This is a genomic window from Anaerococcus senegalensis JC48, assembly GCF_000321005.1.
GTDB classification, from domain to species: Bacteria; Bacillota; Clostridia; order Tissierellales; family Peptoniphilaceae; genus Anaerococcus; species Anaerococcus senegalensis.
The window spans coordinates 102,481-114,665 of the sequence record NZ_HE578907.1; the positions used below are offsets into that span (position 1 = coordinate 102,481).

Consider the following 12,185-nt stretch of genomic DNA (forward strand, 5'->3'; position numbering starts at 1 on the left):
GAAAATAATGACAAATTTATTTTTGATGGATATTATCCAGATACTTTGGACATAAGACTTGATGCTAGTGATACAATAGTATTTTTAGATTTCCCACCGGTTACAAATTTAAAAAGGTCAGTAAAAAGATCCTTAACAGAAAAAAATAATGATGACGATCCTAATCTAGATAGAACTGAAAAATTAAATAAAGATTATATTTCATGGTTATTAAATTTTAATAAAAATGAAAGAGATAAAATTTTAGAAAAATTAAATAAATTAAAATTAGAAAAAAGAATTGTAATAATAAATAACGATAATAAAAAAGATTTGTTTCTTCAATCAATTGCATAAAAAAAAGAGCCTTAGGCTCTTTTTTTATTGTAAATTTATTGACCTGGTTGTTTATTTTGATTTGGGTTTTCATTATTGTTTGTATTTTCACCAGTGTTATTTAGATTATTTTTATCATCATCATTTTTATCTTTTTCTTTATCATCATCATTTTTATCTTTTTCTTTATCATTTTCTTTATTGGATTTTTTGTTTGATTTTGGTAATTCTGCACCCAAAGTAGAATATCTAACTGGTATGCTATATTTCCAATCATCTGGAACAATTCCATCCCATTTATTTGGATCATATGAATTTTTTCTGTCTATAAATGATCTATTTGCTTGTAAATATTTTGGTGTAGTATTTGATGCAAGCAAGTTGTTTCTAGAATCAACAGTTATCCAAACATGAACATCATCTTCTTTTTTTGGAATATTATTTTTTGTAAAGATTTCATCTTTTACAGTATTTCTTGGATCTGCATATGATGCTTGGGTCGGTAATTTTCCACTTATTGTATCAACTTTGGCATGAATGATTCCATCTGGTTCTTCAAATTTTTTGGCTTCATAACCATCTAGTATCTGGTTATTTACGTTTTTCCAAATCACTTCTGCTCTTGTAGTTGAATAATCATTTTGATGAATATTTTGATCATCAGATCCCATCCAAACGCCTACAGTGTAATAAGGACTATATCCAATTGACCAAAAATCTATATTGTATTCACTAGATCCTGTTTTTGTACCATAATCCATTCCAATAGGACTTACAGTTTTATAGTGATCGGCAGTAGATTTTAGTGCTGATGTAATTTGATAAGCAGTTTCAGGACTTGTTACTTTGTTTTTCTTTTTATCTTTTTCTTCAAAAATTATTTTTCCTTGATTATCTTCGATTTTTGAAAAAGATAAAGGTTCAATATATTTACCTTCATTTGCAAGGGCAGCATAAGCTGCAGTCATATCTACCAAAGTCATTCCGTTTGTCATTGCGCCAAGGCCCATTGCTGCGAGATTTTCATCATTGTTACTAGAGTTTTCGTCTTTTGTAACAAAATTATCATCTCCACTTTCTTTAATCAAACCAAATTTTTCCAAATATTTTTTAGAATTTTCAATTCCTACATCTTTTAATGTACGAACAGCATTTGTATTTACAGAATATACAATAGAATCTCTAAGAGAAACAATTCCTTTATATGATTTATAAACATTTTCTGGCCAAATTTCTCCATTTTCTTTTCTCATGAAAGGAACATCATCAATTCCAGTTGCAAGAGAGTAACCTTTGTCAATAGCAGGAGTGTAGGTTGCTAATGGTTTCATTGTTGAAGCAGGTTGTCTAGGTTGATCAATTGCTCTATTTAATATTTTTAAACCTTTTTGATCACGTCCACCAATAACTGCTTTTATTTGTCCGTTTTTATGATCAATTACAACAGTTGCTGATTGTGGCTGAATAACTCCTTCAAGATCAATGTCATAATAATTTTTATTAAATGAATAAGAACCAGAATCATTTTGAATAATGAAGTCTTCATGGTTATTTAAATAATTTGAAGTAATAATAATCGATCCGTCATTTCCTTCTCTTACATTGTCATTAGAAGTTAATTTAATATAACCAGTTTTATGAGTTCTAAGATTTGAGTCTTTTTCATCTAAAGTATAGAAATTATTAAGAATAAGATTTGTTTGATTGAGCCTTAATTTGCTTGAATTTATAATGAAATTATTATTTTCATCGAAATAAGCTTCATTAGCTGTTAGAGTAAAATCATTATTTTCATTAATCATATTATTTTTTGCAAAATAAATTATATTTCCATTTTCATTAATTATATTCCCATAACCGTCATAGGAAAGATCTAACATAGGAGCAGTATTCCAACCTTGAGTATTACCCATAATATACTCTGAAAAATTTTCGTAAATACTTTCAAGTTGTTCTTGTATATTTGTATCAATAGTTGTAGTTATTTTTAGGCCACCATAATATAATTTATTGTAAGCTTGTTTTTCATCAATACTATAAATATCTTGTAATTTTTCTACAACTTGTTTTTCTAAAAGAGTATTAAAGTAAGAAGCCATTACTGGTTCTTTATCTTCTGGTGGATTAATATTTTTTGCTACATCTTCATTTAAGGCTTTTTTATATTCACTATTTGAAATATATCCTTCTTCTTTCATTTTTTCTAGGACATATTTTTCTCTTTCATAAGGTTTAGGATTATAAATTGCAGAATATTTTTGCCCATCAATTGTAAATTCTCCAAGAGTTTTTTGATTTGTCAGCTCTGAAGTTGGAATAGTTTTAAATAAGGCAAATTCTGTAGGGGATTGAACAATTCCAGCTATTGTTGCACATTCTGCAAGAGATAATTCGCTGACATCTTTTGAAAAATAAGTTTGAGCTGCAGCTTGGACACCATAAACATTTTGACCAAGAAAAACTCTATTCATATAAGCTTCAAGTATTTCATCTTTGCTTAATGATTTTTCAATATCTAAAGCCAAAAATATCTCTTTTATTTTTCTTTCATATGTTTGATCATTTGTTAAATAAGTATTTCTTGCAAGTTGTTGAGTTAAGGTTGAACCTCCTCTAACTATAGAACCACTTTTAAAATTTTGAATTGCAGAACCAATTATTGAAAGGGGATCTATACCACTGTGCTTATAAAATCTTCTGTCTTCAGCTGCTACAAAAGCATTTTTTAAATTATCAGGAACTTTTTTTATATCAACAATATCCCTATTTTCATTAGTTCTAATCGAATCAATTTTATTTCCATCTTGATCAACTATAGTAGAATTTTCACTCATTTCATATTTTATATTCTCAGGATTTACTTTTGGAGATTTTTTCATAACTTCAACTATGCCGCCACCTACAACAGCTGCGAAAATAGTTCCAATTATTCCAAAAGTTAATAATGCTATAAGTAAAATTTTCAAAACTATAGAGGAAATTTTTTTATTCATCTTTACCTCCTTGTAAAAAATCTATATTAAATTTTAAAAATAAAAATCTCAAAATTAGATCTTGTTTTTATTTTATCATTTTTTTAAAATTTAATCTATCTGACAAAATAAATATTTGTATTTATTTAAATCTTTAATTTATAGCAAAAAAATGTATAATCTTTTTTAGAAAGGATGTTTATGCAAGAAGTTATACAAGTTAATGTTTTTGAAAATAAAGAAAACCCAAATAAAGACTTTGAGCTTGAATCGTTGATTAACACAGCAGGTGGAAAATCAGTTGCTAAAGTTAGCCAAGTAATATCAAAAGTTAATCCAGCTTATTATATAGGTTCTGGAAAAGTTTCAGAGATAGAAGATATAGCAAAAAAATTAGATGTTAAAACAGTTGTTTTTGATGTTGAACTTTCAGCTTCTCAACTTAGAAATCTAGAAGAAAAAATGAAACTTCATGTTGTTGACTGGACTACTTTGATTTTGGATATTTTTGCACAAAGGGCAAATACCAAAGAGGCAAAATTGAAAATAAAGCTTGCTCAATTAAAATATCAATTACCTAGAATTAATAAATGGTTTGCTTATTTATCCCGTCAATCTGGTGGTATTGGTACAAGAGGACCAGGTGAAACTATGCTTGAAACCGATAAGAGAGCAATAGTTCGTGATATTAGAAGTCTTGAAGAAAAATTAAAAGATTTGGAAAAAACTAAAAGTGTAAATAGAAAATCCAGAGAAAAAATTTTAAATATTTCACTTTTAGGCTACACTAACGCCGGGAAATCTACTATTTTAAATAATATGTTAAAAATTTTTGGAAAAGATAAATATGTTTATTCAGACGATCTTTTATTTGCAACTCTTGATACTTCAACAAGAAGACTAGATTTTTCAAATACTAAGGTTACTCTAACTGATACAGTAGGTTTTATTGATAATTTATCAAAAGAATTAAATGATTCATTTCTTACAACTTTAGAAGAAATTAAATTTTCTGATATGCTTTTGGTAGTTATTGATTCATCTTATGATATACAAACTCAGCTTGATACAATAGATAAGGCGCTTGATGATATTGAAGTTGGAGAAAAAAAGATTCTTTATGTTTTCAATAAGATTGATAAAATTGAAGATGATATAATTCTTTTGGGATATAAAAAAAGGGAAGAGAAAATTTTTATATCAGCTAGAGATGTAGATGATATAGTAAAGCTAAAAGATAAGATTGTAGATGTTATAAAAAATGATTATGTAAGAGTTAAAATGAAAATTCCTTATGAAGATGGGAAAGTTTTAGATTATATTATGACAAATTACGATATAGACAAGAAAGATTATGATGAAAATTCTTCTATATTAGAATTTGATATTTCAAAGAAAGATTACAATAAATATGAGAGATATATCGAAAAAAATTAGTCAAAATTACAAGACTATTGAAGGCGAAATAATAGATGAATTTGAAATAGAAAAATCGGTTTTTATTACAAATATTAAATATGTAGAAAAAGAAGAAGATGCTATAGCTTTTATTGAAAAAATAAAAAATAAATATAAAGATGCAAATCACAACTGTTCAGCCTATATTATAAATGAGAAACCAGAAATAAAAAGATATTCAGATGATGGTGAACCTCAAGGCTCAGCTGGTCTACCCATGCTTTCTGTTTTAGAAAAGGAAGAACTTTTTAATATCGTAGCAGTCGTTACAAGATATTTTGGTGGTAAAAAACTCGGTAAAGGCGGATTGGTCAGAGCTTATACAAAAGGAGTTTCTGATTGTTTAGCTGGGAAAATTACTTATAGAAAAGTTTTTATAGAAAGTAAAATAACTTTTGATTATAATTTACTTGGAATAATAGAAAACTTTCTAAATGAAGAAAATTATATTATTATAGAAAAGGACTTTCTTCAAAATGTTAGAATAAATTTATATATTGAAGAAGATAAATTCGAAAATTTCAAAAAAAAACTTATAGACATGACTTCATCAAATATAGAAATAGAAAAAATTGATAAAATCATGTTATATGATAATTAATAAGGAGGAAATATGTCAGGACATAATAAATGGAGCAAAATTAAAAATAAAAAAGGTAGTGAAGATGCAAGACGTGGAAAAATTTTTACAAAACTTGGTAGAAATATTTCTGTTGCTGTAAGAGAAGGTGGAGATAATCCAGAATATAACCCAGCTTTAAAAGCTGCAATTGATAAAGCTAAAGCTGAAAATATGCCAAATGATAATATCGAAAGAGCAATCAAAAAAGCAAGCGGAGATATGGATGGTGCAAATTTTGAAAGATTAATCTATGAAGGATATGCAAAAGATGGGGTAGCTGTAATTGTAGATTGTCTAACAGATAATAAAAACAGAACTGCACCAGATATTAGACATATTTTCGATAAAAATGGTGGAAATCTTGGAACAGATGGATCAGTAATGTTTATGTTTAATAGAAAAGGATTAATTGAAATCGAAAAAGATGGAATTGATTTTGATGAATTGATGTTAGAAGTTATTGATTTTGGTGCAGAAGATGTAACGGATGAAGGTGATGTTTATCAAATAATCACGAGTGTAGAAGATTTTCAAAATGTAGTAGATGAAATTAAAAATTCAGAATATAAATTAACAAAAGCAGATATTTCTTATATTGCTGATAATTTAATTGACGCACAAAAATCAAATAATAAACAAATAATGAAATTAATAGATGCACTTGAAGATAATGATGATGTCCAAGAAGTTTATACAAATTGGAATGTACCTGATAGCATAGAGGAATAATATGTTGAATTTTAATATTGACAGAGTCGCCTTCTCCTTATTTGGAATTGACATATATTGGTATGCAATATTAATAATTTCAGGAGTATTAATAGGTGCAAAAATCGCCCAAAAAGAATTTGTAAATAGAGGATTTTCTGAAGATTTTATTTATGATTTACTTTTTGTAATTCTTCCTTTTGCAATAATAGGGGCAAGAATTTGGTATGTTATATTTGAATGGGATTTTTATAAAAATGACCCTATACAAATCTTAAACTTTAGGGCTGGTGGACTTGCTATTCATGGTGGGATTTTGTTTGCCATAATTTCCATATATTTTTATACAAAGAAGAAAAATCTTCCATTAATTGATATTCTAGATGTTATGGTTCCTTCTCTTGCTTTAGGACAAGCAATTGGTAGATGGGGGAATTTTGTAAATGGAGAAGCACACGGTACTCCTACAAATTTACCTTGGGCAATAATAGTTGATGGAGTAAAAGTTCATCCAACTTTTTTGTATGAATCACTTGGAGATTTTTTGATATTTCTATTTTTGATAATTTATAGGAAAAAGAATCCCAAAAAAGGAATACAAACTTCAGTGTATTTTATGGCTTATGGAGTTTTAAGATTTTTTGTAGAAGGAATTAGGACTGATTCTTTGATGATTGGACCATTGAGGATGGCGCAACTTACTAGTGTAATATATTTAATTATTGGAATATTTTTATTTATAAAATATAAAAATATAAATTTAAAACCATATAAGAAAAAATAACAGCTTAGGCTGTTTTTTTCTTTGCAAAATTTTATTTTGGGAAATTAAACCACCTTTAAATAAAAAAATAAAAATAAGAAAAAAATATTTGAATTTTAGGCCTAAATTAATTTTATAATCCTTTACAATTTAAAGGATTTAGTATAAAATAAATGTGAAGTGGAAATATGTGGTAGAAGGTGGGTCATGTTTTTAGGAGAATTCATTCATAAGTTAGATTCTAAAAATAGAATAATGATGCCAAGTGAATTTAGAGATGATCTTGGTAGTGAATTTTATGTAACAAAAGGACCAGAACGTTCTTTAGTTTTATACACTATTGATGAATTCGAAAAACGTGCCAAAAAGTTTGAGGACTTATCCTACCAAAATAAAAACAATAGAGCGATGAAAAGATTGTTTTTTTCTTCCACTATCAAAGCTTATTTGGATAAACAAGGGCGAGTTTTATTAAATAAGCAATTACGCGACTATGCTAATTTGAATAAAGAGGCTATTATAATCGGAAATAATACTAACATAGAAATATGGGATTTAGATAATTGGAACGATTATATTGGTGATGTAGAAGTGAACTTATCAGAAATTATGGATCAGTAATATGGAATTTTCTCACAAATCAGTTTTATTGAATGAAACTATAAAAAATTTAAATATTAAAGAATATGGCGTATATGCTGACCTGACATTAGGTAAGGGAGGCCATTCTAAAGAAATTTTAAAAAGATTATCACCTGAGGGTCTTTTAATTGGCTTAGACCAAGATAAGGAAGCTATCAAAGCAGCAAAAGAAAATTTGAAAGAATTTTCTAATGTTTTATTTTTTAATGAAAATTTCGAAAAAATTTCAGATGTTCTTGATAAGTCTTGCTTAAATATGATAGATGGCGCTTTGATGGATATTGGCGTAAGTTCATATCAAATTGACAATGGGGATAGAGGATTTTCATATATGAAAGATGGTCCATTGGATATGAGAATGAATAAAGAAAATGAGTTAACAGCAAAACAAGTTATCAACGATTACTCTTTGGATGAGCTTTGGGAAATTTTTTCTAAATATGGTGAAGAAAGATATTCAAAAACCATTGCGAAATCAATAGTAGATTACAGAAAAATGCACGAAATTAATACAACTTTACAACTCCGAGATATTGTTATGAAATCTGTAAATACTAATGAAGCTCATCCTGAAAAAAGAGTATTTCAAGCTTTGAGAATTGAAGTTAATAGGGAACTTGAAGTTTTAGAAAATACTTTAGAAAAAATAGTAGACCGTCTTAATAAAGGGGGAAGGTTATGTGTAATAACTTTTCATTCTTTAGAAGATAGGATAGTTAAAAATAAATTTAAAGAGATGAGCAAAAAATGTATTTGCCCACCAGAATTTCCAGTTTGCGTATGCAATCACGAAAAAAAGGTTAAAATTATCAGTAAAAAACCAATTTTGCCATCAAAAAGCGAATTAAAAGAAAATAGGAGATCTCATAGTGCTAAACTAAGGGTATGCGAAAGGGTTTAATATGTCAGCGGCTTTAAAAAAAAGAAAAATAAATAAAAATATAAATAAAAGAAAAAAGCTAAGTTTACATGATCAAACTTCTTACGATACTAAGTTTAAGTACAATCGACTCAAAAAAAGAGATAGGAAGTTTAAGAAAAATATCTTAGCTTTATTGTTTTTATCTTTTATTTGTATGGGTATTTCTTCTATACATAATTACTTGAAATTGAATAATACTAGAAACGAGTATAATAATTTACAAAGTCAATATACATCTTATAAATTAACTAAAGATAGGTTGAATAAAGATCTTGAAGATTCAGTTGATTTAAAAGAAATCCAAAGATATGCAATGGAAAATCTTGGTATGATTTATCAAAACAAGGACAACACTGTTTATCTTAATATTGATAGGTAGGAGAGATGAAAGATACAATTTTAATTATTTTAATTAGTTTGATACTTACTTTAATATTAGGAAAAATTATAATTCCAATTTTAAAGAATAGTCATATTGGACAAAATATTAGACAAGAAGGACCAAAAAGTCATTATGATAAAGCAGGCACACCAACTATGGGTGGTATTATATTTTTAATATCAGCGCTTGTTTTAACATTGATATTTGTTCCTTTTTCTATGAAAACTTTTATATTGTTGCTTGCAACATTTGGCTTTGGATCTATTGGATTTGTAGATGATTTTAGAAAATTGGTTTTAAAAAGATCCTTAGGATTAACTGCTAAGCAAAAAATAATCCTTCAAGTTGCTTTATCTTTTGTAATTGCAGTTTTATGTTTTATTTTCCAAAATGATACAATAACAAAATTATGGATTCCATTTACAGATTTTAGATTAAATGTTTCTATTTTAGGCATTCCAATTATGATGTTTATAATGATAGGAACATCAAATGCAGTGAATTTGACAGATGGACTTGATGGTTTATCTACACAAGTGTCTATTCCAGTTTTTATTACTTTTATCATTTTAGCTCAAAATATAGAAAATAAATTATTTGCAAGTATTATGCTTGGAGCGGTTTTGGGATTTTTATTTTACAATTCAAATCCAGCAAGCGTATTTATGGGAGATACGGGATCTATGGCAATAGGTGGAGCTGTAGTTGCTCTTGCTATAAATGCGGGTATGACTTTATTTTTGGTGATACTTGGAGGAGTCTACGTTGCAGAGTCACTAAGCGTTATTATTCAAGTAGCATCATATAAATTTAGAAATAAAAAAAGAATATTTTTAATGACACCAATCCACCATCATTATGAATTGAAAGGATACAAAGAACCAAAAATAGTTACTGGTTTTACAATAGTATCAGTAATTTTATCTTTGATTACTTTATTAGCAGTACTATGAAAAAAGTTTTAGTTTACGGTTTAGGAATAACAGGAATATCCACAGTAAAAACTTTAGATAAATTAGGATATGAAGTTTTTACTTATGATAAAAATAAAAATAAAGACGAACGATTAGAGGGCTATAATTATAGCCCTATTTCTGATTTAAAAATTAATGAAAAATATGATTTTGTAGTAAAATCTCCAGGAATTAGACCTGATGATGAAATTGTACAAAAATTAGAAAAAAATAATGAAATAATTTCAGATATAGAGCTATCTTATAGACTTTTTGAAGATAAAAAAATAATTTCGGTTACAGGTACAAATGGAAAAACAACAACTACATCATTAATAACTTATGTTTTAAATCAAATTGGTGAAAAAGCAATAAGTGTTGGAAATATTGGTGAGGGAGTTTTGTGGCAAATGTATAATAATGATGCAACATTTGTTGAAGAAATTTCATCATTTCAACTACATAATACAAAAACATTTAAGCCAAATATTGGTGCAATATTAAATATTAGTCCAGACCATATAGACTGGCATGGATCATTTAAAAATTACGCCAATGATAAAATGAAACTTGCAAAAAACCAAGATAAAGAAGATTTTTTAGTTATAAATCACGATGATAAAATATTATCTGAAAATAAAAATAAATTTAAGGCTTCAATATACGAATTTTCTATGAAAGAAAAAATAGAAAAAGGTATATACTTAAAAGATGATAGTCTTTATTTAAAAGATGACAAAGAATTTTTCTTATTAAATAGAAATGATTTAAAAATCGTAGGTAATCATAATTTGGCAAATGCAGCTTGTGCTATGCTTTGCTTGTATTTGTATGGTATCGACTTAGATGAGATAATTAAATATACAAAGACATTTAAGGCAATTGATCACAGACTTGAATTTGTAAAACAAATAAAAAATGTTGATTTTTTTAATGATTCGAAGGCAACAAATGTAGATAGCGCTATAAAAGCAGTAGATAGTTTTGATAAAAATATTATTTTGATAGCTGGAGGATATGATAAAAAAATTGATTATTCACCATTGTTTGATAATTCAAATAAAAAGATAAAAGCTATGATTTTATTAGGTCAAACAAAATTTATTCTAGAAGATTTATGCAAGAAATACAAAATAAATTATTATCTTGTAGATGATATGCAAATGGCTGTTGACAAATCATTTGAAATTATGGAAGATTTTGACACAGTTTTGTTATCGCCAGCAAGTGCAAGTTGGGGTATGTATAAAAATTACATGCAAAGAGGAGATGACTTTAAAAAAAGAGTTTTAGAAAAGGAAGTATAAATGAGAGTTATAGTATCTGGAGGAGGCACTGGTGGACATATTTATCCAGCCATTGCAATGTGTCAAAAATTAGAAAAAGAAATAGAAGATATAGAAATTTTGTATGTTGGAATAAAAGGAAAGCCAGAAGAGAGAATAGTTAAAAAATACGGCTATCAATTTAGATCAATTGAAGCTATGGGACTTCCTAGAAAAATTTCAAAAAGACTTTTTAAATCACTGATAACAAATTATAAAGGATTTAAAGAGGCAAAAAAAATAATTAAAGAATTTAAACCAGACCTAGTAATAGGAACGGGTGGATATGTTTGTGCACCTGTTCTTTATCAAGCAAGTAGAAAAAATATAAAAACTCTAATCCATGAATCAAATTCATTTCCAGGCATAACTACAAGATTTTTATCAAACAAAGTTGACTTAGTTTGTATTTCTTTTGAAGAAGCTAAGAAACATTTAAAAAATAAAAAAAATATCCACATAACTGGTAATCCTGTAAGAAGTAACTTTAATACTGATTATACAGAAAAAGATTTGGAAAAATTAGGTATAAAAAAAGATAGACCAGTTGTATTTTCATTTGGTGGATCTAACGGATCAAAAGCATTAAATAAAGCTATTAAGGAAATGAGTGAAATGATGGATGGTAAATTTTATCTTCTTCATCAAACAGGATCAGTTTATTATGATGATTTTTTAGAGAATACTAAAGAAAATGAATATATTAAAGTATTTTCATATATAGATAATATAGATCTTTTCTATGGTGTAAGCGATCTTGTAATATCTTCTTCGGGTGCTATGAGTCTTAGTGAAATTTCAAGTTTAAAAAAAGCTTCAATATTAATACCTAAAGCTTATACTACAGAAAATCACCAAGAATACAATGCTAGAACTTACCTTGATAAAGGCGCAAGTTCTATGATTTTAGAAAAAGATTTAAACGGAAAAGTTTTATACGAAAATATAATACAAATAATAGATGATAAGGAAAAATTAGATGATATGGGTAAGATGGCTAGCAATTTACAAAACCCAAATGCTAGTAATGATATCTATGATTTAATTATAAAATTGATGGAAAAATAAAATGGCAAATAAAAATAGAAATAGAAGAAAATTAAGAAAAAAAATAAAACTTTTA

12 protein-coding genes are annotated in these 12,185 nt (G+C 27.1%); 11 read left to right on the plus strand and 1 reads right to left on the minus strand.

All coding sequences use genetic code 11. The annotated features are described in order from the left end of the window. A partial coding sequence (locus ASHG_RS00620; RefSeq protein WP_040396807.1) for a P-loop NTPase family protein occupies window positions 1-336 on the plus strand: 336 nt, incomplete at its 5' end. Window positions 337-371: 35 nt separating this feature from the next. Here the strand turns inward: ASHG_RS00620 and ASHG_RS00625 are convergent. Continuing rightward, entirely contained in the window at window positions 372-3,308 is a 2,937-nt protein-coding gene (locus ASHG_RS00625) for a transglycosylase domain-containing protein (RefSeq protein WP_040396808.1), read from the minus strand. Window positions 3,309-3,488: 180 nt separating this feature from the next. Here ASHG_RS00625 and hflX point away from each other — a divergent pair, with 180 nt between their 5' ends. The 10 genes from hflX (at window position 3,489) to murG (ending at window position 12,130) form a co-directional block, all read left to right on the plus strand. Further along, window positions 3,489-4,724, plus strand: a complete 1,236-nt coding sequence (gene hflX / locus ASHG_RS00630; protein ID WP_040396810.1) for a GTPase HflX — start codon at window positions 3,489-3,491, stop codon at window positions 4,722-4,724. Next, window positions 4,699-5,346 (plus strand): YigZ family protein, encoded by a 648-nt coding sequence (locus tag ASHG_RS00635; RefSeq protein WP_040396811.1) that lies wholly within the window; start codon window positions 4,699-4,701, stop codon window positions 5,344-5,346. Before hflX ends, ASHG_RS00635 begins: the two co-directional genes overlap by 26 nt. A gap of 12 nt (window positions 5,347-5,358) precedes the next feature. Then, entirely contained in the window at window positions 5,359-6,096 is a 738-nt protein-coding gene (locus ASHG_RS00640) for a YebC/PmpR family DNA-binding transcriptional regulator (protein WP_040396813.1), read from the plus strand. Window position 6,097: 1 nt separating this feature from the next. Next, window positions 6,098-6,859 (plus strand): prolipoprotein diacylglyceryl transferase, encoded by a 762-nt coding sequence (gene lgt, locus ASHG_RS00645; RefSeq protein WP_040396815.1) that lies wholly within the window; start codon window positions 6,098-6,100, stop codon window positions 6,857-6,859. Window positions 6,860-7,045: 186 nt separating this feature from the next. Further along, entirely contained in the window at window positions 7,046-7,459 is a 414-nt protein-coding gene (mraZ, locus tag ASHG_RS00650) for a division/cell wall cluster transcriptional repressor MraZ (RefSeq protein WP_040396817.1), read from the plus strand. 1 nt (window position 7,460) lies between these two features. Further along, window positions 7,461-8,381, plus strand: coding sequence for a 16S rRNA (cytosine(1402)-N(4))-methyltransferase RsmH (gene rsmH, locus ASHG_RS00655; RefSeq protein WP_040396818.1), 921 nt, complete (start codon window positions 7,461-7,463; stop codon window positions 8,379-8,381). Between the two features lies 1 nt (window position 8,382). Then, window positions 8,383-8,781, plus strand: coding sequence for a hypothetical protein (locus ASHG_RS00660; RefSeq protein ID WP_040396820.1), 399 nt, complete (start codon window positions 8,383-8,385; stop codon window positions 8,779-8,781). A 5-nt stretch (window positions 8,782-8,786) separates the two neighbouring features. Next, window positions 8,787-9,737: a phospho-N-acetylmuramoyl-pentapeptide-transferase gene (mraY, locus tag ASHG_RS00665; RefSeq protein WP_040396821.1), complete on the plus strand. Its 951-nt coding sequence runs from the start codon at window positions 8,787-8,789 to the stop codon at window positions 9,735-9,737. Further along, window positions 9,734-11,044: a UDP-N-acetylmuramoyl-L-alanine--D-glutamate ligase gene (gene murD / locus ASHG_RS00670; protein WP_040396823.1), complete on the plus strand. Its 1,311-nt coding sequence runs from the start codon at window positions 9,734-9,736 to the stop codon at window positions 11,042-11,044. The genes mraY and murD overlap by 4 nt, the downstream gene beginning before the upstream one ends. Further along, a complete protein-coding gene (murG, locus tag ASHG_RS00675) occupies window positions 11,045-12,130 on the plus strand; it encodes an undecaprenyldiphospho-muramoylpentapeptide beta-N-acetylglucosaminyltransferase (protein WP_040396824.1) in 1,086 nt (361 codons plus the stop codon). The last annotated feature ends 55 nt before the right edge of the window (window positions 12,131-12,185 follow it).